Genomic DNA, 21,367 nt, shown 5'->3' with positions numbered 1-21,367 from the left:
CGGCCTTTCGTGGCGACCCCAGGCCTTTTGCCTATTTGAGATCCTCGCCTATTCCAGATCGATGTCGAGGATCGTCATGGTGAGGTGGTAGGACAGCTCGCCCTCGTCGGTATCCTTGGAGATCAGGCCGACGAACTCGCCGGCGACATAGACCTCGGCGGAATCCGCCTTGCGAGGCATGCCACGCACGGACAGATCGACGCCCTTGAAGGTCTGCTTCAGATAGGCTTCGAGTTTTCGGATTTCGGCGGGATTCACGGGCGGCTCCTGGATGGATCGGAGGTGCGGTAGCTAGGGCGCACCCCCCGAATATCGATGAAATGGCCGGCGCTGCCGGCCGGTCGGCGCAGTCGGGCAGGCCGACCGTTCACGCCGCGGTGTCGTCGCTTCGCCCGTCCCGCGTCAACCCCCTCGTCCGGCAAATACCGGTCCCTTCCCCATCGGCCGAGGCCGCGGGGCAGCGCTGCCGGGGCTCCGGCCAAGGCGTCGAGGCGGTCGCGGGACCGGCGAGACCGGGGGCGGGCCCTACAGGGCGGCCCCCTTTGCGCCGGATGGCGCTCAGTCGCCGCGTTCGAAGCTCTGGTCCATCTCCCGCGCCGGTTGGTCGCAGAGCGTGTGGCCGATCACCTTGGCGGGAACGCCGGCGACAGTCGTCTGCGGCGCCACTTCCTTCAGCACCAGCGATCCGGCGGCGATCTTGGCGCAATTGCCGATCTTGATGTTGCCGAGCACCTTCGCCCCGGCCCCGATCAGGACGCCGGAGCCGATCTTCGGATGGCGATCGCCGAATTCCTTGCCGGTGCCGCCGAGGGTGACGTTCTGCAGGATCGAGACATTGTCGCCGATCGTCGAGGTGAAGCCGACGACGAGGCCGGTGGCATGATCGAGGAAGATGCCCCGCCCCATCCGCGCATTGGGATGGATGTCGGTCTGGAACACCGCCGAGGAGCGCGACTGCAGATAGAGCGCGAAGTTCTTGCGGCCGCTCATCCAGAGCCAGTGGGCCAGGCGATGGGTCTGGATCGCGTGGAAGCCCTTGAAGTAGAGCAGCGGCTCCAGATAGCGCTCGCAGGCCGGATCGCGGTCGTAGACCGCCTGGATGTCGGTGCGCACCGTTTCGGCAAAGCCGTGATCGGCGGCGATCATGTCGTTGAAGGCCTGGGAAATCAGCACCGCCGGAACGTCCGGATGGTCGAGGCGCTGGGAGATCCGGTGGACCAGCGCGGCCTCGAAGCTCGGCTGGTTGAGGATGGTGGCATGGATGAAGCTCGCCAGCACCGGCTCTTCGGCCGCAACCGTCGCCGCCTCGTCGCGGATCGCGGCGAAGATCGGATCGACGGCCTGGATCTTCTCCTGGCTTCGGCTGCCTGCAACGCTCATGGCGCTCTCCCGCGGCGTGACGTCGGTCGCCGGCCTGCCGAAGGGCAGATCACCGGCGGATCGTTTCGAGGACATTTAGCCCCTCCGGCCGGCCCCGTGAAGGGTCGGCCCGCTCAACACTCGGTCACCGGGTCTCCCCGCCCGGCGAATCGGGGCTCCGGCCGCTGCGAAGATCGCTCGCACAGGCCCATGAGGCGGGCGAAACCGCTCGGGCGACGGAGCTATTGCCGCAGGAACTCGCTGACCCGCAGCTTGAACCGGCGATCGCCGACCGAGAGCATGTGGTCCCGCCCCTCGATGGCGAGCACCTCCGCATTCGGCATCAGCGCGGCCAGCGGTTCGGGCGCGCCGGCGATCTCGTCCTCGGTGCCGACGCCGATCAGCACCGGCTGGACGATGCGGCCGACATCCGCCTCGCTCAACTCGTCGCGGGAGGTCTCGATGCAGGCGGCGAGCGCCAGCCGGTCGCTCTTCGTCTTGTCGGCGAAGGCCCGGAACATCCGGCCCTTCGGATCGGTGACGTCGTCCAGCGACGGTGCCCGCAGCGCCGCGGCGATGGGGTCCCAGTCGCCGGTGCCCTCGACGAGGGCGATGCCGAGGCCGCCGAGAATCAGCCGCTCGACCCGCGCGGGCTCGCCGAGCGCCGCGAAGGCCGAGACCCGGGCGCCCATCGAGTAGCCGAAGAAGGTGGCCGAGGCGACGCCCAGATGGTCGAGGAGGGCGAAGCAGTCCGACGCCATCTTCTGCGGCGTATAGAGCGACGGGTCGTGCGGCTTGTCGCTGGCGCCGTGGCCGCGATGATCGAGGGCGGCGACGCGGAACCCCGCCTCCGTCAGCGTCTTGACCCAGCCGGGCTCGATCCAGTTCACCCGCATCGAGGAGGCGAAGCCGTGGACGAGAAGCACCACCGGCGCTTGGCTGTCGCCCTCGTCGAGAAAGGCGAGGCTGAGCCCGTCATTCGTGAAGTGGCCTGTGGTCATCGCGGATCGTTCCCTGCTCGTCGCGTCTTCGAGATGTCTGCCCCTTGTCGATAACGCGCCGGCCGGCCGCTGGCACCCCCGTTCTTTTGCCCCCTGTTCATTTGCGAGGCGTCGCACTATGGTCCCGCCGCATCAAAGGCAGGACGTTTTCGAAGGTTTCGAGCAAACATGGCCGGTCATCCGATCCCGTATTTTTCGAACGACGCCGGGCACGCCACCATCTCGGTCGGCGTCAAGGAGTTCATGTGCTGCGGCGCCAACCCGCCCCATGACCACCCCCACGTCTTTCTCGACATGGGCGACGAGCCGGAGATCGTCTGCGGCTACTGCTCGACCCTTTACCGCTACGACGCCTCGCTGAAGCCCAACGAGACCGTTCCCGCCGGCTGCCTCTTCGTCGAAGCCGCCTGAGCGCCGACGGCAGCGGCCTCGCGCCGACCGTCGACCGGCCCGTGAGGGCTCGCCCCATCCGCCACGGCGCGAGGCGCTGTTCCCCATGATCGCCCGCCAGTCTCCCAGCATCGCCATCGTCGGCGCCGGCATCGGCGGGCTCGCGGCCGGCCTCTGCCTTGCCCGCGTCGGCCTTGCCTCGACCATCTTCGAGCGTGCCGAGACGCTCGAGGAGGTGGGCGCCGGGCTGCAGCTGTCGCCGAACGCTTTGTCGGTCATGGACCGGCTGGGCCTCCTTCCGGCGTTGCGGAAGGTCGGTGTCGCCGCCGACCGGGTGGAGCTTCTCGGCCATCGCAGCGGCCGGCGGATCGCCGAAGTGCCGGTCCATTCCGCCGACGGCACCCCTTATCTCTCCATCCACCGGGCCGAGCTGCAGGCGGTGCTTGTCGCCGCCGTCCGCGCCGAGCCGGCGATCACGCTGACGCTCGGCGCGGAACTTCGGCAGGTGGCGAGCGACGACGCCAAGGTGGAGATTTCCTCCGGCGACGGCGGGCCCGAGCGCTTCGATCTCCTGGTCGGCGCGGACGGCGTCCGCTCCACCGTCGCGCGCCTTTCCGGCCTTGCGCCGGCAGCGCCCACCGGCGCCACCGCCTGGCGCATGACGATCGCCGGCGACGCGGCATCGGCCTTTGCAGGGCCGGGCGGCAGCCGGACCGCGCCCGCCGGCATCCGGGCCTGGCTCGGACCGGCGCGCCACGCCGTCGTCTATCCGGTCCGCGCCGGCCGTGCCGTCAATCTCGTGCTGATCGCGCCGAGCCGCGCGCCCGGCTCCGGCGAGCAGGACGACACGCAGGACCTGATCTCCGGGTTTTCGCGCTGGGACCCGCGTCTCGCAAGCCTCATCGACACGGCGCCGACGCCGACGCCGTGGCCGCTGTTCGGCGCGCCCACCGAGCGCCCCTATGTCCTCGGCCACGATCGCGTCGTCCTTCTCGGCGATGCCGCCCATGCGATGGCGCCCTATGCGGCGCAGGGCGCGGCCATGGCGATCGAGGATGCCGCCGTGCTGGCCGCGGCGCTGGCTGAAACCGACGATCCGCGCCGGGCCGCCCGGCGCTACGAGGCCGAGCGCCGGCTGCGGATCGACAAGGTGCGCGGCCGCGTCGGCTTCCACCGCCTCGTCTACCACCTGCCGGCGCCGTTCTCGCTCGCCCGCAACGCCGTCCTCGCCCTGCGACCGCCTGCCGCACTGCGGGCCGATCTGTCCTGGCTCTACGACTGGCGCGCCCCCGCCCTCGACCCGCGGCGTCCAGGCTGAACGGCGCCGCCGTGGCCACGTCGACGGAACACCTCGTCGCTCCCGGTCGTTTCCGATGACCTGAACCGCGCCGAGGACGGGCGAGCCATCGCCCGCGGGAGACCTCAGCGGTCGCCGCGCCCGAGCGCGGAACGGTTCTGCAAGGGACGCAACGCGAAGGTCACGTATTTCATGTCGAACATCAAACGCCGCGGCAAGCTCATCGGCGTCGCCGCCCTCGCCGCGTCGACGGCCCTCACCGGGCCGCTGGCGGCGCCGGCCTCCTCCGCACCGGCGATCCACACGGTTGCGGCAACCGTCGAGGCGCCGGACAGCGCGCCGGCCGGCCGCGCCACGCAGGGCGTCCGCCTCGCCCAGGCAGCGCCGGAAGAAGTACCGCCCCCGCCGGAGGCCGCCGAGCCGGCACCCGAGCCGGCAGCTCCGCCAGCGGAGGCAGAGGCACCGGCAGCGGAACCGGCTCCTGCGCCGGCTCCTGAACCCGAGGCCCAGCCCGAGCCTGCGCCCGCTCCGGAACCGGAGCCCCAGCCCGAGCCGGAAGCGAGCGAGCCTGCTCCCGCCGAACCGGCACCCGCTCCGGAGCCTGCTCCGGCTCCCGCACCGGAAGAGGCGGCTCCCGCTGCCCCTGAGGCCGAAGCTGCGCCGGCGGCCGAACCCGCTCCCGCCGCCGAGGAAGCGCCAGCCGATCGCGCTCCGCAGGCGGAGGAGCCGGCACCGGCTGCTCCCGAAGCCCGCGACGAGGCGCCCGCCCCCGACGGCGCCGACGATGAGGCGCCCCCTGCCCCGGACGCTCCGGATGCGGCTGCCGAGGAACGCCCGGCCCCTGCTGGCGAGGCCCCCTCGCCGCGGTCCCGGCCGGCCAACGAGCCCGTGCCGTCCGACAAGCCCGGCCAGGACGAGCCGGGAACGCCGGTGCCCGAGGCAGCGCCCGCCAATGGCGACGCTGCGCCGGCTGAAGCGCCTGCGCCGGCCGAGGCTCGGCCCGGTGCCGAACAGCGCCCCGGCGAACGCGGCGCCGACCGGCCGCGACGCGGGCAGCGCGATGGTGACCGGGACGGCGCCGAGCGTCCGGGCGAACCCGCCGCAGAGCGGCCGGCAGAGGGTCAGCCGGTCCCCGCCGAGGCTCCCCAGGGGGCAGAGGACGAGGCACCGGACGAGGCGGCCGAGCGGCCTGCCGAACGCCCCCAGCCCGTCCCGGCGGCGACCCAGAACGAGCCCGTCGCCCCTGATGGCATCGATGCCAGCGACGCGCGGGTGCAGCAGCTGGCCGAACCGGTCGAGATCGCCCCGATCACCGAGGAACAGGGTGAGCGGATCGAGGCCCCGCGCCGCGGCGGCCGCGATCGTGACGGACGGGACCGGGATGGTCGCGGCGAAAACGGCCGCGACGCCGATGCGCGCGGCGGCGACCGGGACCGCGAGGCCGGCGATCGCCGCGGGCGCGGGGATGGCGACCGGCCGAATGTCGAGGTGGTCCGGCGCGACGACGACGGGCGGCAGATCCTGTCGATCATCGGCGCCGGCGTCGCGGGGGCCGTTGCCGGCGGTGCCGCCGCCTATTTCATCAAGGGCGACGACCGCGAGCGCCTGACGCGCAATGCCGAAGAGACCTATTACGAGCGTCTGCCCCGCGGCCGGACGCGCCAGACGATCGTGCGCGACAACGGCGTCCAGATCGTCACCGTCACCGACAGCTACGGCGACATCCTGCGCCGCTCGCGGGTGATGCCGGACGGCCGTGAGGTGGTTCTCTTCTACGACCCCTACGAGCAGAACGACCGCCGCCCCCGCTACGACCGGGATCCCGGCCGCGACCTGCCGGAGCTGACGATCGGCATCCCGCGGGACGAGTACATCGTCGACATCGACCAGCCCGACGAGGCGGTCTATCTGCGCACCCTCGTCGCTCCGCCGGTCGAGACCGTCGAGCGGATCTACTCGGTCGACGAGGTGGTCCGCTCCGAGCGCATCCGCGACAAGGTGCGCCGCATCGACCTCAACACGATCAACTTCGACTTCGGGTCGGCGGCGATCGCCCAGAACCAGGTCGGCAACCTCGAGGCGCTCGCCGATGCGGTCAAGGAAGTGGTCGACAAGAACCCCGGCGAGACCTTCCTGATCGAGGGCCACACCGACGCCGTCGGCAGCGAGATCTCCAATCTCGCGCTCTCCGACAAGCGGGCGGAGTCGGTCGCCTCGGCGCTGACGGAGTATTTCGACGTGCCCCCGGAGAACCTCGTGACCCAGGGCTATGGCGAGGGCTATCTGAAGGTCGACACCGAGGGCGAGAACCGCGAGAACCGCCGCGTCACGGTTCGCCGGATCACCCCGCTGGTGAAGCCGGTGCAGACCTCGGGCAACTGACGGTCCGACGTCTGGGGCGAGCGGTTCGCGCCGCTCGCGCCGGGCGCGACCACCATCGATCGGACATGCCGGGCCGGCGCTTTCTCCTGAAGCGTCGGCCCGGCCATTTGAAGGCGAAGGCATCATGAGCAAGACAGAGAAAACCACCATCGTCACCGGCGCCGCCTCCGGCATCGGCCGCGCCATCGCGCTGCGGCTCGCCGGCGAGGGCGGCAGGGTGCTGGCGATGGACACCGATGCGGCGGGCCTCGCCGACCTCGCAACGGCACAGGCCGAGGCCGAGGCCGGCAGGATCGCCACGCTCGCCGGCGATGTCGCAAGGGAAGAAGACGTCGCGTCCTGCGTCGCCGAGGCAATGCAGCGCTTCGGCCGCATCGACGCGGTCGTCTGCAATGCCGGGATCATGAAGCGCGTTCCGGCGGCGGAGCTGTCCTATGAGGACTGGCACCGGGTGCTCGACGTCAACCTCTCCCAGAGCTTCCTCTTCGCCAAGCATGCCGGATCCGAACTGCGCAAGGCGAGAGGAGCGATGCTGCTGGTCTCCTCGACCCGGGCCTTCATGTCGGAAGCCGACACCGAGTCCTATTCGGCGACCAAGGGCGGGCTCTTCGCCCTCGCCCATTCCCTCGCCGTCAGCCTGTCGCCAGAGGTCCGCGTCAACGCGGTGGCCCCCGGCTGGATCAACGTCTCGGGCGAGGCCTTGCGGCCGGTCGACCACCAGCAGCATCTGGTCGGGCGGGTCGGCGAGCCGGACGATGTCGCCCACGCGGCGAGCTTCCTCCTCGACGGCGAGAAGGCCGGCTTCATCACCGGGCAGACGCTGGTGATCGATGGCGGCATGACGCGCCAGATGATCTACGCCCATTGAGGAGAGGCACCGGCCGCCATTTCGGCGCGGCCGGGCTTGCCCTCATGCCGTCTCTCGCAGCCGCTGCCCTGCACCGGGACCCGCCTCTGGCGCTCCGCGCAGGGATCAATCCTCGTCGTCGTCCTCGGTGTGGCGGGGCTGCTCGGCGGAGAGGAAGTCGCCCAGCGCCTTCAGCGGTTCCACATAGCCGGCGAACACCTTGATGCAGACCATCAGCGGCACGGCGAGGAACATGCCGACGACGCCCCAGATCCAGCCCCAGAAGGCGACGGACAGGAAGATCGCCGCGGCGTTCATCTCCAGCCTGCGGCCGACGATCATCGGCGTCAGGAACTGGCCTTCCACCGCCGTGCAGGCGAGATAGAGGAGCACCGGCACGGCCGCGGCCGACAGGTGGCCGAACTCGGCGAGCGCGATCACGCCGACCAGCGCCATGCCCATGATCGAGCCGATATAGGGGATGAAGTTGAGGAGCGTCGCCAATGCGCCGAAAACGATCGGCGTCGGCATGCCGACCCACCACAGGCAGGTGCCGACGGCGATGCCGAGACAGATGTTGATCAGCGTGATGGTGAAGAGGTAGCGCGACAATTCGCGCTCGATGTCGTGGGCGATGTGCAGCGCCCGCTTCTTGTCCGACATGGTCGGCATCGACCGCACGAGCTTCTGGTAGAACAGATCGCCCGAGGCGAGAAGAAAGTACAGGAAGATCAACGAGAAGGCGATCGAGGCGATGATCTGCGGCGCCGTCTGGGTGACGTTGTCGAGGAGGCCGGGATTCTTGACGACCACCTCCCGCGGCTCTTCGTCTTCCGACTGGCCGGCATTTTCCTCCGTAGCCGCGCTGCGCACTTCCTCCTGCGCGGCCTGGAAGCGGTCCAGCCGATCGCGCACCGACCGCATCTCGTCGTCCACGGCCGCGGCATAGCGCGGCGCGTCGTTGACGAGATTGGTGATCGGATCGCTCAGCATGTAGAAGCCGAGCGTCAGGGTCATCAGCGAGCCGACCACCAGCACCAGGGCGGAGAGCGGCTCCCAGATCTTCAGCCGTCGCCGCAGGAACCGGACAATCGGGCTCATCACCAGCGCAAAGAGCAGCGCCAGGATCACCGGCAGCAGAAAGCTCGCCGTCAGATAGAGCGCGCCGAAGAGCAGAATGAAGAAGATGCCGATGACGGCCCAGCGGGGGCCGGTCTCGAAGTTCTGCGTGTTGACGAGGCCGATGGTCGGGGAGATCGTCGTGGAGCGCTGCTCGCTCCGCCTGCTGGCTTCTTTTTCCGACGACAAGTGATCCCCCGAAACCCGAATTTCCCCCCTCAACGGAGCTTGATCTTCAAGGTTCCGCAAGCCCATGGTGACCACGTCAAACGCGCCCGCCGGCCGGCGGTCGCACCGCCCCGCCGCGAGGCGAGAGGACGGCCCGTGCGTGGAGCGAGCCGCACCCCGTGGAAGCCGCGCGGCCGGGCCGGCCGCCGGCGCGGCAGCGACCGGCGAACCGTCGGCGGGACGGCGTCAGCGCCCGACCGGCACCGGCCCGGATGTCACCATCTTCAGCTTCCAGTCGGCCGCAGGCGTGTCGTCGAGCTTCAGCTGGCTGGTCAGATAGGCCAGCCGGTCGCGGTCGGTGCCCTTGGCCGTGCAGAAGCGGTCCTGCAGGTAGAAGGGCGGGATCGCCTGATAGTAGAGCGTCGCCTCGACGCTCGCCACCGGCCGCGGCAGGCTCGCGAGATCGATCTCGTAGTTGACCGTGTCGCCGCCGCCGGACTGGTAGTCCGGATCGTCGCCGATGGCGACGGAGCCGGTGTCCTCGGCGAGCGCCGTGCCCTTCGAGCCGAGCGCGTTGGCGATCTTCACGCGTTCTTCGAAGCCCAGATAGCCCGACGGCAGGATGCGGTTGTCCTTCACATGGCTGCAGATCGACAGGAAGCTCGTCGTCAGCTGCCCGGCGGGCGCCGCGTCGTGGCCACAGGCATTCGCGGCCTCCCCTGCCCCGGCCCCGGCTCCAGCCAGCGGCGGCGTCGAGACCAGCTCCTGGTAGATCTGGGCCTCGCTCTGGCTGGTGATCGTCTGATAGTGCGGCTGGTGGCGCCGCTCCAGCGGCGCGATGCGGGCGGAACAGTCCGGCTGCCACCACAATTCGCCGGCGACTGGCTCGCCCGCAGCGTCGACGATGACGCCGGCGGCATTGGTGCCGCCCGAGGTCCACAGCGCCTTGCCTTCCGCATCGAGCGCCTTGAACTCGACGAAGGCCCGCCGGAAACCGACCCCGGAGGGGAACTTGTGGCCGGTCTTGGAGTCGATGCGCACGGCGGCGCTGAGCCGCCCATCCGCCTCCGACACATCCGTCACGGCGATCGAGGCCGTCAGGGTCTTGGCGTTCTCCATCATCTTGTCGCGGGTCGTGTCGATGTTGTCGATGCCCTTGGAGACCAGCATCGGGTCCTGCACGGCGATGCCGAGGAAATCGGGGAACTGGTCGGCCATCTCGATCAGGAAGACGTTGAGGCCGACGAGGGTGTGCAGGGCGAAGTTCTTGCGGCGCTCCAGATCGATGGCGTCCGCCCCGAGGCCGTTCTCGACCTGCGGGAAATTGCTGTGCTCCTGGATGCCGGCGATCTTCGAGACCAGCGGCTGGCCGGTCTCGTCGTGGCTCTTCATGTGGCAGTCCTGGCAGCTCGCGGCCTTGGGCCCGGCGCCGCCCGGCAGTTCGCCATTCGCCGTCACGCCGGTGCGATAGTCGCTGAAGGCCCATTCGGGATAGGTCGTCTGCTCGAAGGTGTAGCCGAGGATCTTGCCGTCATCGAGCACCGGCAGATGCACCGTGTGGCAGCTGCCGCAGAGATCGGACTTCAGGAAGGTATCGTCATGGCCGGGCGTGATGCCGAGGGCATTTCGCATCGGCACCTGCTTGGGGTCCTCGAACGGCCCCTTCAATTCGTCGGCGGCACCGACGAAATAGCTGCCGGTGAAGGTGCGGGCGAAGCCCTCCGCCAGCTCCTTCGGGTTGAGCTGGTCCTGGCGCTCGGCGATGCAGCTGTTGGCCGGGCTGGCACGCGCCGCCTCGACGTCCGCATCCTTGAAGACGGCGTGGTGGCAGGCGGTGCAGGAGATGCCGTCGCGCGCGAGCGCGCCGAAATCGGCGTGCTGCGCCGACGGGTTGTTCGGCGGATAGGGCACGGCGTCCGCCATGGAGCGCTCGAAGTTCGGACAGCCCTCGCCTTTCAGATGTCCGTCGAGCTGGAACTGGCGCTGGCCCTGGATGCCGTGGCAGCCGAGGCAGATCGACTGGACCTCGTCGGAGACGCCCGGATGGAAGGTCTGGGTCTCGCTGGCGAGCTGCGAGAAGAAGATCGGGTCGCGGCCGGCGAGCCCCATCGGCGACGTCCGCCAGGTCCCGTAGGGCGACATGTTGATCAGCTTCGAGCCGTCCGGATTGTGCACCGGATCGAGCGGCGCAGGCTTCGTCATGTCGAACTGCAGGCCGGTTCCGCCGGCGTCGTGGCAGCCGACGCACTGGTCCGACGTCAGATACTGGCTCTTTTCGGTGGTCTTGGCGTGTTCCTTCACCCAGACGACGTCGTAGCTCGCCGACGGCATCTGCAGCCCGGCGACGTCCTTGGGGAGCTCAGCGAAGACGTAGTCGAAGAGCGCGGCGACGTCCGGATTGAGCTCTTTCGGCGCGGGCTTGGGATCATCGACCGCCGGCGCGATCGCCGTCAGCGCCTCGTGATGCGGCTCGGAGCCGAGGTCGAGGGCGAAGTCCTGCGACAGGAAGCTGATCGGCTCGCCGGGCTCGCCCGCGATGTTGGAGAGGCTGGAGAAGGTCGAGTTGTTCGCTGCCGAGGCGTGGCAGTTCAGGCAGTACTGGCCGAAGCCCTGGTAGGGCAGGCCGTTCGAGGGGCGCGGCGGCCAGTCGATGTTGGCGGTGCGATCGTCGCTCCAGCCGTACCAGCCCCAGTACCAGCCGTCATGGGAAGCCTTCGTGTCGCGCACCATGAAGGCGGCGCCGCTGGTCGGCTTCAGCAGCAGCGGGTCTTCCTTGGCGCAGAGCGCGGCGGGCGCCGGATACATTTCCTTGACGATCATCGCGCCGTCGGGCACCGGCGGCTCCTGCGCCGGCCGGGCGGCTTCGTCCGCCGGCCGGGCCTCCTTCAGCCAGGCGTGAAACTCCGGCGAGTACCAGATCATGACGGGCGCATGGGTGCCGCGATCGCCGCCGACCCAGGCGCCGTTGATCAGGCTCGCGACATACGGCCCGGTATCGCGGACATATTTGTCGTGGACCCAGCCGGCCGCCTCGTCGCGGTGGCAGAAGTTCGAGAAATACTGGTCGAGGGCCGCCTCGTATTCGTTCAGCGGCAGCGCGGCCGGCGCCCTGACGACCGGATCGAGCCGCTTGCACAAAGCGAGGTCGGTCGGCACCTGGGCCGTCGTCTGCAGCGCCGTGCAGGCTGCCCCGGCGGACGAGGCGGATATCACGGTGAAGGCGAGCCCGATGAGAGCCCGCGTGAATTTGCCTGCCATGTCGCCTCCCTGCCGGCCGAATCGTCGCCGTCGGGAGATTACATCAATTTGGAATCATTAGAAGTTGATTTCGGGGCTCGAATGCCGGGCATACTTTCGAAATCATGAAGATCTGCCGCATCCGGTTACTTCTATCGCAACGGAGATGACGGCAGATCATGCTTCAACGGGGCGCGAAAACAACAACTTGCCGGAATCAGTGCAGGATCTGCGACAGGAAGAGCTTGGTGCGCTCGTGCTGGGGATTGGTGAAGAAGGCGTGCGGCTCGTTCTCTTCGACGATCTGGCCGGCATCCATGAAGATCACCCGGTTCGCCACCTGCCGCGCAAAGCCCATCTCGTGGGTGACGCAGAGCATGGTCATCCCCTCCTCGGCGAGACCGACCATGACGTCGAGAACTTCCTTGATCATCTCCGGGTCGAGCGCCGACGTCGGCTCGTCGAACAGCATCACCTTCGGGTTCATGCAGAGCGAGCGCGCGATGGCGACGCGCTGCTGCTGGCCGCCGGACAGCTGTCCGGGATATTTGTGCGCCTGCTCGGGGATCTTGACGCGGTTGAGATAGTGCATCGCGACCTCTTCGGCCTTTTTCTTGGGCATCTTGCGAACCCAGATCGGCGCGAGGGTGCAGTTTTCCAGAATCGTGAGATGCGGGAAGAGGTTGAAGTGCTGGAACACCATGCCGACCTCGCGGCGCACCTCGTCGATCTTCTTCAGATCGTTGGTGAGCTCGATGCCGTCGACGACGATCGAGCCCTTCTGGTGCTCCTCGAGCCGGTTGATGCAGCGGATCGTGGTCGACTTGCCGGAGCCGGACGGGCCGCAGATGACGATCCGCTCGCCGCGCCGGACCGTGAGGTTGATGTCGCGCAGGACGTGGAACTCGCCGAACCACTTGTTGACGCCGATCATCTCGACGGCGATCTCGTCGGAAATCTGCATCTTGGTCGGCTGGGCTTGCGGGGCGCCGGTTTCGGTCTGGAGGCTCATGTCGGGATTTCCTTGCGATGTCAGCTCTTGTGGCCGGTGTCGAGACGCCGCTCGGTGTAGATCGAGTAGCGCGACATCGAGAAGCAGAACAGCCAGTAGATGAAGGCGGCGAAGATCAGGCCGGTGGCCGGCGTCGAGGGCGTGATCCAGGCCGGATCGTTGAAGCCGCGGCGCACCGTGCCGAGGAGATCGGCGAGGCCGATGATGTAGACGAGGCTGGTATCCTTGAAGAGGCCGATGAAGGTGTTGACGATGCCGGGGATCACCAGCTTCAGCGCCTGCGGCAGGATGATCATCCGCATTTTCTGCCAGTAGGTCAGCGCCATGGCGTCGGCGCCCTCGTACTGGCCCTTCGGGATCGCCTGCAGGCCGCCGCGGATCACCTCCGCCATGTAGGCGGCCGAGAACAGCGCGACGCCGACGCAGGCGCGCAGCAGCTGGTTGAAGGTCACGCCCTCCGGCATGAACAGCGGCAGCATGAAGTTCGCCATGAACAAGACGGTGATCAGCGGCACGCCGCGCCAGAACTCGATGAAGATCACCGAGAGGAGCTTCACCGCCGGCATGTCGGAGCGTCGCCCCAGCGCCAGCAGGATGCCGAGCGGCAGCGACGCCGCGATGCCCGACAGCGCCACGACGAGGGTGAGCATCAGCCCGCCCCACAGATTGGTCGGCACGTGGGTGATGCCGAAATTCGCCGACATCAGGAAGACGAAGACGACCACCGCCAGCGCCGGATAGAACATCCGCGCGACATTGCCCTCCCCCCGCCGGGCCATGAAGCCGGCGAACAGCACCGCGCCGAGCGCCGCCAGCGCCGCGAGGAAGGAGATGAAGGACAGGACCGAGAAGCGGAAGTCGAGGAACACGACGGTCCGCGCGTCGATGAAGCTCGCGGCGAGGATCGACGCGAGCGACAAAAGGGCCGCGCCGATCGCGATCTTCACCGGCAGCGAATGGGTCCCGACCTGCGGTTCGGCCGAGACGTCGGCGATGGTGAAGCCGGCGGCCAGGAGGAACAGCAGCGCCAGCCCGCCGCCCGAGAAGGAGAACTGCCCGCCGGTGAGCAGCACCAGCGTCACCACCGGATAGACGCCGAACAAGAGAACCGCGTTCAGCCGCTTGTAGGGCACCTTCGGGATCGCGATGCCGGCGACGAGGATCACCAGGGCGACGAGCAGCACGTCCACCCGCCAGCGTTCGTCGAGCGGATAGACGCCGTAGATGAACTGGCCGAACTTCGCCTCGATGAAGGCCCAGCAGGCGCCGCCATGGCCGCCGCCCTCGACGAGGCACGCCTCGCGGTCGTTGCCGGTGAACACCGCGTCGAGCACCGCCCACTGGAAGAGGTTCCACGCGCCCCACAGGACGAGGGCGCCGGCGGCGATCGACAGGACCGAATCCAGCGGCGTGGCGAAGAGGTTGCGCCGCACGGTGCCGAACGCGCCGACCTCGCTCGCGGGCGGCGGCAGCGCCGACTTCTGCTCCTTCGAGACGAACCGGAAAACCTGTTCTTCCATTTTTCCGTTCCCCTCAGCGCTCGACCAGCGCCATCTTCGAATTGAACCAGTTCATGAACACCGAAACCGACAGGCTGATGGTGAGATAGACCACCATCCAGATGCAGACGATCTCGATCGACTGGCCGGACTGGTTGAGCACCGTCGAGCCGACCGCGACGAGCTCCGGATAGCCGACGGCGAGGCCGAGCGAGGAGTTCTTGGTCAGGTTCAGATACTGGCTGGTGAGCGGCGGGATGATCACCCGGAAGGCCTGCGGCACCACGACGAGGCGCAGCGACTGGCCGCGCGTCAGCCCGAGCGCCGAGGCGGCCTCGTTCTGGCCCTTCGACACCGACATGATGCCGGCGCGCACGATCTCGGCGATGAACGCGCCGGTATAGATCGACAGGGCCAGCCACAGCGCGATGAATTCCGGGCGGATCTGGAAGCCGCCGGCCAGATTGAAGCGGTTGGCGATGGGAAAATCCAGCGTCGCCGGCATCCCGGTGACGAGGAAGACCACCACCGGCAGGCCGACGATCAGCCCCAGCGCCGTCCACAGCAGCGGCTTGCGCTCGCCGGTGGCCAGCTGCAGCTTCCTGTTGCGCCTTGCGATGAAGACCGTGGCGACGATGCCGACGACGAAGGCTGCCAGCGACGCGAGGGCCAGCGCGCCGAAGATGATGCTCGGTATCTGCAGGCCGCGGTTCGTCAGGTAGATACCGGCGGAGTTCTCCTCCAGGCCCCGCGGGCCGCTGAGCACCGACAGGACGCCGAAATACCAGAACAGGATGACCAGCAGCGGCGGAATGTTGCGGAAGGTCTCGACATAGACCGTCGACAGCATGCGGATCAGGAAGTTGCGCGACAGGCGTCCGATGCCGACGACGAAGCCGAGGATCGTCGCCAGCGCGATGCCGGCGGCCGAGACGATCAGGGTGTTGGCGATGCCGACGAGGATGGCCTGGCCGTAGGTCGAGTTGGCCGTGTAGCCGACCGGCGTGATGGCGATGTCGAAGCCGGCCCGCGACCACAGGAAGCCGAAGCCGGAGGCGATGTTCGCGTCGGCGAGGTTGCGGGCGGTGTTGGAGACGATCCACCAGCCGAAGGCGGCCAGGGCGACGATCAGGCTGACCTGGATGACGATGCTGCGCACCGTCGGATTGGTGAGGATCGAGGATCCGGATGTGGCGCGAGGGGCGGCCTCTGTCTCGACGCTCATGGCGACGAACTCCTGTGACGCAGAAAACCGCAAATGGCAGCCCTCGGGATCCGTGCGATGCGGCACGCCCCTTGCGCAAACGACCCGTGGTCTGACGGTTTCGCCATGGTCTCAGAAGCGGACGCCCCGAAACCGGGGCGCCCGCATGACGTCTTTCGGCTCAGCGAACGGGCATGCCGTACTGCAGGCCGCCATTGGTCCAGAGGGCGTTCTGGCCGCGCTGGATCTTCAGCGGCGTGTCGACGCCGATGTTGCGCTCGAAGATCTCGCCGTAGTTCCCGACGGCCTTGATGATGTTGACCGCCCAGTCCTTGGACAGGCCGATCGAGGCACCGAAGTCCTTGTCCTCGCCGAGCAGGCGACGGATCTCGGGGTTCTCAGAGGTCTTCATCTCCTCGACATTCGCCTGGGTCACGCCGAGTTCCTCGGCGTCGAGCAGCGCGAAATGCGTCCACTTGACGACGTTGAGCCACTGCGAGTCGCCCTGGCGGACGGCTGGTCCGAGCGGCTCCTTGGAGATGATCTCCGGCAGGATCACGTGGTCGTCCGGGCTGCCCATCTCGAGGCGCGAGGCGGCGAGGCCCGAGGCGTCGGTGGTGAGCACGTCGCAACGGCCGCTGTCATAGGCCGAGTTGACGTCCGACTGGGACTCGATGACGACCGGGTTGTATTCCATCTTGTTGACGCGGAAGTAGTCCGACAGGTTCAGCTCGGTGGTCGTGCCGGACTGGACGCAGACGGTGGCGCCGGAGAGCTCGAGCGCCGAGTTCACGCCCAGCTCCTTCTTCACCATGAAGCCCTGGCCGTCATAGTAGTTGACGCCGGCGAAGGCGAGGCCGAGCGTGGTGTCGCGGTCCATCGTCCAGGTGGTGTTGCGCGCCAGCATGTCGATCTCGCTGTTCTGCAGCGCCGGAAAGCGCTGGACGGCGGAGAGCGGCGAGTACTGCACCTTGGAGGGATCGCCGAAGACGGCGGCGGCGACGGCCTTGCAGTAGTCGACGTCGAGGCCCTGCCAGGCGCCCTGGTCGTTCTGGGAAGCAAATCCCGGCAGACCCGTGTTGACGCCGCAGCGAAGCTGGCCGCGTTCCTTCACGGTCTGAAGCGTCTGGGCGGAGGCAGCGCCGCCAGCGAGCCCCGCGATCGTCAGGCCGAGCACGGCGGTCAGGAGCTTGGATTTCATCAGGAAGCCTTCCCCATTTGGGTTATCGTTGTAACTTGGACCGGGTCGCAGTTCATGCGACACGGTGGCAGCGGCGCCGCTTGATCTCCAGCACCATCGCCAACCGCCGTAATTCCATGACAAAAAATTAATCAGGTCAAGCTGCCGGTTTTTTCTTTTGCAATGCAAACCGGCGAAAAAATCAACTCTGCAGACAAAGTAGCCATGAGGACGAACAGTTGACCACGGATCGCTCAAAATCCCGGCAGGCCGGCCCCAACACCCTTCTCGCGCATGGGCCCTACGATCCCCGGTCGATGCACGGATTCGTCAATCCGCCGGTGATTCACGCCTCGACGGTGCTGTTCGAATCGACTGACGCGATGAAGAACCGCAAGTCGCTGCCTTATACTTATGGACTACGCGGCACCCCCACGACGAGTGTGCTGGAAGATGCGCTGAGCGAACTCGAGAATGCCCATGGCACGATTCTCGTGCCCTCGGGCCTCGCGGCGATCTCGATTCCCCTCTTCGCCTTCCTCGGTGCCGGCGATCACTGCCTGATCGTCGATTCGGTCTATTCGCCGACCCGCCAGTTCGCCAACGGCACCCTCGCCCGCATGGGCGTCGAGATCGAGTATTTCGATCCGCATGTCGGCTCCGGCATCGCCGCGCTGATGAAGCCCAGCACGAAGGTGGTGTTCCTCGAGGCGCCGGGCTCCAACACCTTCGAGATGATGGACGTGAAGGCGGTCTGCGAGGCCGCCCATGCCGGCGGCGCCGTCACCATGCTCGACAACACCTGGGCGACGCCCCTGTATTTCCGGCCCCTCGAGCACGGCGTCGATCTCTCCATCCACGCCCTGACGAAATATCCCGGCGGCCATTCCGACGTGATGATGGGCTCGGTCTCCGCCACCGAGGCGACCTTCAAGCAGCTGCGCGAGACCCAGCTGCAGATCGGCGTCAACGCCGCCCCGGACGACACCTACCTCGTCATCCGCGGCCTGAAGACGATGGGGATCCGGCTGGAGCGCCATCAGGCCTCGGCGCTGGAGCTGGCGACGTGGCTGGAGGCCCGCGAGGAGGTCGCCGAGGTGCGCCATCCCGCCCTGCCCTCCTTCTTCGACCGGACGCTCTACGAGCGACAGTTCACCGGCTCCTCCGGCCTGTTCTCGTTCCTCCTGCCAGGCTCCTTCCGGCGCGCCGCCGCCTTTCTCGACGCGCTGGAGCTCATCGGCCTCGGCTATTCCTGGGGCGGCCACGAGAGCCTCGCCGTCGCCGTCGACCTCTCCGACCGCACCATCGCCAGAGGACCGGCGGACGGCACCTTCATCCGCCTTCAGGTCGGGCTCGAGGATGTCGCCGACCTCAAGGCGGACCTCGAACGCGGCTTCACGGCGGCGCGCCAGGCCGGCTGAAGCCGGGCCGCTCAGCCGCCGGCCGTTCCTTCCCATGACGTTGCGCGGCAAAGCGAACTTGCTGCGCAAGCGGCGACTTCACGTCATGGTTAGGCCCCATTGCAGCTACAGGAAATTCTGCCGAGATAAGCTCGAAACGAATGCGCGAGGGGGCCGGGCGACGACCGGCCCCGAGCAGGGCGGGACGACGCTGAGACGCGACCGGCCGGCCGGCGCGACGCCGCAAGGCGCATGAACGAGAGGAAGCCGCATCCAGATGGCCAAGATCATGACCTTCATCCGCAGCGCGGGCCGCCGCGCCCTGCTCGCCGGGGCGACCGTCGCCCTCCTGCTGCCCGCCGCCGTTTCCGGCGCAAACGCCCAGGCCAGCGCCGCCGCCCAGAAGATCGCCGACCATTTCGCCGCGATCCCATCGATGCATGGCGACTTCGTCCAGTTCGATTCGAACGGCCGCCAGTCGGAGGGCAAGTTCTACATCGAGCGGCCCGGCAAGGTCCGCTTCGACTACACGAACTCGCCGCTGCGGGTGATCGCCGACGGCTCCAACGTCGCCATCAACAACAAGAAGCTCAACACCTGGGACACCTATCCCCTGTCCCAGACGCCGATGAAGCTGCTGCTCGACCGCCGGATCAACCTGTCCGAGGCCAACATCCAGAGCATCAAGGAAGACCCGGACCTGACGACGATCGTCATGGGCGACAGCTCGGTCTTCGGCAATTCGCGCATCACCATGATGTTCGACCCGGCCTCCTCCGACCTGAAGCAGTGGACCATCCGCGACAAGCAGGGCAAGGAGACGACGGTGATGATCTACAACGTCCAGGAGGGCGGCAAGATCCAGGAATCGGCCTTCAAGATCCCCTATACCGCGATCCAGCAGGGCCAGACCGGCAACCGCTGAGGCGGCTGCCGGCTCCGGCGGCCGTCAGAACATGCGGCCGCCGTTCGGCACGCCGTGGCCGGGCGAAAGCAGCACCACTTCGCCGGTCTCGTCCGGCACGCCGAGGGTCAGCACCTCCGAGCGCATCGGGCCGATCTGGCGCGGCGGGAAGTTGACGACGGCGATCACCTGGCGCCCGACCAGCTCGTCCGGCGTGTAGTGGACGGTGATCTGGGCGGAGGACTTCTTCACCCCGATCTCGCCGCCGAAATCGATCATCAGCTTGATCGCCGGCTTTCTCGCCTCCGGAAACGGCGCCGCCTCGACGATGGTGCCGACGCGGATGTCGACCTTCAGGAAGTCGTCATAGGTGATGTCCGGCGCGCGTTCGCTGGTCATGTCTGGCCCCTCTTTCGCATCTGGCGGAATTCGCGTGTCCGGCTGAGACTGCGGCAGGTTTGGCGCTTGCCGCAAGCCGTCCGGCGACACCGATCGCCGCTCATCCCCGGGACAGTTCCTCGGCGCGGTCGCGCGCGGCGCGCATCGCCTCTTCCATCAGCCGCGCCAGCCGCTCGTCGTCCATCAGCACCTCGAGCGCCGCCTGGGTCGTGCCGTTGGGCGAGGTGACGTTCCGGCGCAGCTGCGCCGGCGCGTCGCTGGAGCGGATCATCAGCTCGCCCGCCCCCGCCACCGTGTGGCGGGCGAGGCGCATGGCGAGATCGGGGGCGAGGCCGAGGGCCTCTCCCGCCTTCGCCATGCATTCGGCGAGGTGGAACACATAGGCCGGGCCGCTGCCGGACACGGCGGTGACGGCGTCGATCAGACGCTCCTCGCCGACCCATTCCACCGGCCCGCTCGCCTCGAGCAGCGCCGTCGCCGCGGCGCGTTCCGTCTCGCCGCAGCGAGCATTGCCATAGGCGCCGGTGACGCCCCGGCCGATCAGGGCGGGAGTGTTGGGCATGGCGCGCACCACCGGATGCGGCCCGAGCAGGGCCTCGATCGCCGCGATGGTGGTTCCGGCCGCGATCGAGACGACCAGCGTCTCCGGCCGCATCGCCGCCTTCAGGGGCGGCACGGCGGCGGTCATCATCTGCGGCTTGACGGCGAGGAGAACGATGTCGAACTCCCCCGCCGGCACCGACGGGCGATGGGTGACGCCCTTGTCGATCAGCGGCTGCAGCGCCGGCCCGACGGCCGGATCGACCACCGTGACCTTCTCGGCCGCCAGCCCCTTGTCCAGCCAGCCGCCGAGCAGGGCCGAGCCCATGTTGCCGCCGCCGAGAAGGAGAATGCGCGCGTCGATCATGGGTGCCTGCCTCCGGAAGCTCCGGGCGATCGCTCTCGCCCTTTCCGGGACATCCCTAGACCGGCGGAAACGTCCGCGTCCAGCCGCAAGGCATCGGGCGCGGCGGCCGGCACGCGTCGCCAGTGGGCCGGCGCGCGACCGTCTCGTAGCGGCCGCGCAAGGCCGCCGCGATCACGCACACTGCGACGCTTGCGCCGCGATCAGGCCTCGCCGACGGTCTCGAACATCGTCGCCGCCAGCGCGTCCTCGGCCGACTTGTCGGCCCAGATGACGAACTGGAACGCCTGGTAGAAGCGCTCGCAGCTTTCCAGCGCCATGGCGAGCATGCGCTCGGCCTGGCCGCTGGTGGCGTCGAGACCGTTCGACAGGAGCAGGGAGTGGCGGAACATCACCGCGCCTTCCTTGCGCCACAGGTCGAAATGGCCGACCACCAGCTTCTCGTTGATGCGCGCCAGGAGCCGCTGGATCTCGTCCTGCCGGTGGGGCGGGACCTTCAGATCGAAGGCGCAGGCGAGATGCAGCGCCTCCATGTCGTCGATCCAGGAAAACGACACCGAATAATCGGTCCAGACGCCTGCCACCGCCACTGCCAGCTCGTCCTCGCAGGAGCGCTCGAACGCCCATTCCCGCGACGTCGCCACCCACTCGATCACGTCGACAGGGTTCGACTGTCGCATGACTGCCATTTCGTCGAATTGCATGCTGATTCCCCGTAAGATGCCTGGAAGCTGAATAGGCGGGCAGCCGCCCGCCGCGGCAGCCACCCGCAGGGTCATCCATTCGCCGCCGCCGACGAATCACCCTTGAGAATCAGCATACAGACGGGGAGTCTTCACGCTAAGGGCGTTAACCGTTTTTTCATGTTGATGGATTTTGCGGCGCGGAAATCGGCGCGGGCCGGAAGCTTAAGCGACTCTGCGATCACGACTTTCGGAATCGGGCTTTGCCGGCGCGCCGCCGCCGAGCCTGTCGATAGCCTGTGGATAAGCGCCGGGCGCCACTGCAAGCGACGCTCCCATCCTACGGCGAGCCCAGCAAATTTTGCTTCGCAAGGCTGACCGA

General features: G+C 68.1%; 18 protein-coding genes. 6 read left to right on the top strand and 12 right to left on the bottom strand.

Going from position 1 to position 21,367, the window contains the following annotated elements; genetic code table 11:
* Positions 1-48 precede the first annotated feature (48 nt).
* The 3 genes from ATO4_RS05695 to ATO4_RS05685 all read right to left on the bottom strand — a co-directional run bounded on the left by ATO4_RS05695 (position 49) and on the right by ATO4_RS05685 (position 2,360).
* Entirely contained in the window at positions 49-258 is a 210-nt protein-coding gene (locus ATO4_RS05695) for a DUF3126 family protein (RefSeq protein WP_083590466.1), read from the bottom strand.
* A 300-nt stretch (positions 259-558) separates the two neighbouring features.
* A complete protein-coding gene (gene cysE, locus ATO4_RS05690) occupies positions 559-1,380 on the bottom strand; it encodes a serine O-acetyltransferase (RefSeq protein WP_083590568.1) in 822 nt (273 codons plus the stop codon).
* 221 nt (positions 1,381-1,601) lie between these two features.
* Positions 1,602-2,360 carry an alpha/beta hydrolase gene (locus ATO4_RS05685; RefSeq protein ID WP_083590465.1) on the bottom strand — a complete coding sequence of 253 codons (759 nt, stop codon included), beginning with the start codon at positions 2,358-2,360 and terminating at the stop codon, positions 1,602-1,604.
* Between the two features lie 168 nt (positions 2,361-2,528).
* Between ATO4_RS05685 and ATO4_RS05680 the strand changes: the two genes are divergently transcribed.
* The 4 genes from ATO4_RS05680 to ATO4_RS05665 all read left to right on the top strand — a co-directional run bounded on the left by ATO4_RS05680 (position 2,529) and on the right by ATO4_RS05665 (position 7,297).
* Positions 2,529-2,771, top strand: a complete 243-nt coding sequence (locus ATO4_RS05680) for a zinc-finger domain-containing protein (protein ID WP_083590464.1) — start codon at positions 2,529-2,531, stop codon at positions 2,769-2,771.
* 85 nt (positions 2,772-2,856) lie between these two features.
* Positions 2,857-4,068, top strand: coding sequence for an FAD-dependent monooxygenase (locus ATO4_RS05675; protein WP_083590463.1), 1,212 nt, complete (start codon positions 2,857-2,859; stop codon positions 4,066-4,068).
* A gap of 171 nt (positions 4,069-4,239) precedes the next feature.
* On the top strand, positions 4,240-6,429 hold the full coding sequence (locus ATO4_RS28635; RefSeq protein WP_083590462.1) for an OmpA family protein: 2,190 nt from the start codon (positions 4,240-4,242) through the stop codon (positions 6,427-6,429).
* A gap of 124 nt (positions 6,430-6,553) precedes the next feature.
* Positions 6,554-7,297 carry an SDR family oxidoreductase gene (locus tag ATO4_RS05665; protein ID WP_083590461.1) on the top strand — a complete coding sequence of 248 codons (744 nt, stop codon included), beginning with the start codon at positions 6,554-6,556 and terminating at the stop codon, positions 7,295-7,297.
* Between the two features lie 105 nt (positions 7,298-7,402).
* On the opposite strand, the gene ATO4_RS05660 is transcribed toward ATO4_RS05665, so the two are convergent.
* The 6 genes from ATO4_RS05660 to ATO4_RS05635 all read right to left on the bottom strand — a co-directional run bounded on the left by ATO4_RS05660 (position 7,403) and on the right by ATO4_RS05635 (position 16,716).
* The gene (locus ATO4_RS05660) at positions 7,403-8,584 is read right to left on the bottom strand and encodes an AI-2E family transporter (RefSeq protein WP_245308586.1); all 1,182 of its coding nucleotides are present in this window, start codon (positions 8,582-8,584) and stop codon (positions 7,403-7,405) included.
* Positions 8,585-8,809: 225 nt separating this feature from the next.
* Positions 8,810-11,821, bottom strand: a complete 3,012-nt coding sequence (locus ATO4_RS05655) for a cytochrome P460 family protein (RefSeq protein ID WP_083590459.1) — start codon at positions 11,819-11,821, stop codon at positions 8,810-8,812.
* 196 nt (positions 11,822-12,017) lie between these two features.
* Positions 12,018-12,812 (bottom strand): amino acid ABC transporter ATP-binding protein, encoded by a 795-nt coding sequence (locus tag ATO4_RS05650; protein ID WP_083590458.1) that lies wholly within the window; start codon positions 12,810-12,812, stop codon positions 12,018-12,020.
* A gap of 20 nt (positions 12,813-12,832) precedes the next feature.
* Positions 12,833-14,332 (bottom strand): amino acid ABC transporter permease, encoded by a 1,500-nt coding sequence (locus ATO4_RS05645; protein ID WP_083590457.1) that lies wholly within the window; start codon positions 14,330-14,332, stop codon positions 12,833-12,835.
* A gap of 13 nt (positions 14,333-14,345) precedes the next feature.
* Positions 14,346-15,536, bottom strand: a complete 1,191-nt coding sequence (locus ATO4_RS05640; RefSeq protein WP_083590456.1) for an amino acid ABC transporter permease — start codon at positions 15,534-15,536, stop codon at positions 14,346-14,348.
* Between the two features lie 160 nt (positions 15,537-15,696).
* The gene (locus ATO4_RS05635; RefSeq protein WP_083590455.1) at positions 15,697-16,716 is read right to left on the bottom strand and encodes an amino acid ABC transporter substrate-binding protein; all 1,020 of its coding nucleotides are present in this window, start codon (positions 16,714-16,716) and stop codon (positions 15,697-15,699) included.
* Between the two features lie 218 nt (positions 16,717-16,934).
* On the opposite strand from ATO4_RS05635, the gene metC reads away from it, so the two are divergent.
* Positions 16,935-18,116, top strand: a complete 1,182-nt coding sequence (metC, locus tag ATO4_RS05630) for a cystathionine beta-lyase (RefSeq protein WP_139802276.1) — start codon at positions 16,935-16,937, stop codon at positions 18,114-18,116.
* Between the two features lie 256 nt (positions 18,117-18,372).
* Complete coding sequence (locus ATO4_RS05625) at positions 18,373-19,020, top strand: outer-membrane lipoprotein carrier protein LolA (protein ID WP_083590453.1); 648 nt, start codon at positions 18,373-18,375, stop codon at positions 19,018-19,020.
* A 24-nt stretch (positions 19,021-19,044) separates the two neighbouring features.
* Here the strand turns inward: ATO4_RS05625 and ATO4_RS05620 are convergent, their stop codons facing one another.
* The 3 genes from ATO4_RS05620 to ATO4_RS05610 form a co-directional block, all read right to left on the bottom strand.
* Positions 19,045-19,398, bottom strand: a complete 354-nt coding sequence (locus tag ATO4_RS05620; protein WP_083590452.1) for a tRNA-binding protein — start codon at positions 19,396-19,398, stop codon at positions 19,045-19,047.
* 100 nt (positions 19,399-19,498) lie between these two features.
* Complete coding sequence (gene proC, locus ATO4_RS05615) at positions 19,499-20,305, bottom strand: pyrroline-5-carboxylate reductase (RefSeq protein ID WP_083590451.1); 807 nt, start codon at positions 20,303-20,305, stop codon at positions 19,499-19,501.
* A gap of 200 nt (positions 20,306-20,505) precedes the next feature.
* Complete coding sequence (locus ATO4_RS05610; RefSeq protein WP_083590450.1) at positions 20,506-21,006, bottom strand: YbjN domain-containing protein; 501 nt, start codon at positions 21,004-21,006, stop codon at positions 20,506-20,508.
* Positions 21,007-21,367: the final 361 nt, after the last annotated feature.

It is taken from the genome of Aurantimonas sp. 22II-16-19i (assembly GCF_002088275.1).
GTDB lineage: Bacteria > Pseudomonadota > Alphaproteobacteria > Rhizobiales > Rhizobiaceae > Jiella.
The sequence above is the reverse complement of the archived record's forward strand: the minus strand, read 5'-3'. Positions and strand labels throughout refer to the sequence as shown.

Bases quoted from the DNA above. Each gene is read 5' to 3' on its own strand.
- cysE (WP_083590568.1), bottom strand. From the start codon at position 1,380: ATGAGCGTTGCAGGCAGCCGAAGCCAGGAGAAGATCCAGGCCGTCGAT.
- ATO4_RS05685 (WP_083590465.1), bottom strand. From the start codon at position 2,360: ATGACCACAGGCCACTTCACGAATGACGGGCTCAGCCTCGCCTTTCTC.
- ATO4_RS05680 (WP_083590464.1), top strand. From the start codon at position 2,529: ATGGCCGGTCATCCGATCCCGTATTTTTCGAACGACGCCGGGCACGCC.
- ATO4_RS05675 (WP_083590463.1), top strand. From the start codon at position 2,857: ATGATCGCCCGCCAGTCTCCCAGCATCGCCATCGTCGGCGCCGGCATC.
- ATO4_RS28635 (WP_083590462.1), top strand. From the start codon at position 4,240: ATGTCGAACATCAAACGCCGCGGCAAGCTCATCGGCGTCGCCGCCCTC.
- ATO4_RS05665 (WP_083590461.1), top strand. From the start codon at position 6,554: ATGAGCAAGACAGAGAAAACCACCATCGTCACCGGCGCCGCCTCCGGC.
- ATO4_RS05655 (WP_083590459.1), bottom strand. From the start codon at position 11,821: ATGGCAGGCAAATTCACGCGGGCTCTCATCGGGCTCGCCTTCACCGTG.
- ATO4_RS05650 (WP_083590458.1), bottom strand. From the start codon at position 12,812: ATGAGCCTCCAGACCGAAACCGGCGCCCCGCAAGCCCAGCCGACCAAG.
- ATO4_RS05645 (WP_083590457.1), bottom strand. From the start codon at position 14,332: ATGGAAGAACAGGTTTTCCGGTTCGTCTCGAAGGAGCAGAAGTCGGCG.
- ATO4_RS05640 (WP_083590456.1), bottom strand. From the start codon at position 15,536: ATGAGCGTCGAGACAGAGGCCGCCCCTCGCGCCACATCCGGATCCTCG.
- ATO4_RS05635 (WP_083590455.1), bottom strand. From the start codon at position 16,716: ATGAAATCCAAGCTCCTGACCGCCGTGCTCGGCCTGACGATCGCGGGG.
- ATO4_RS05625 (WP_083590453.1), top strand. From the start codon at position 18,373: ATGGCCAAGATCATGACCTTCATCCGCAGCGCGGGCCGCCGCGCCCTG.
- ATO4_RS05620 (WP_083590452.1), bottom strand. From the start codon at position 19,398: ATGACCAGCGAACGCGCGCCGGACATCACCTATGACGACTTCCTGAAG.
- proC (WP_083590451.1), bottom strand. From the start codon at position 20,305: ATGATCGACGCGCGCATTCTCCTTCTCGGCGGCGGCAACATGGGCTCG.
- ATO4_RS05610 (WP_083590450.1), bottom strand. From the start codon at position 21,006: ATGCAATTCGACGAAATGGCAGTCATGCGACAGTCGAACCCTGTCGAC.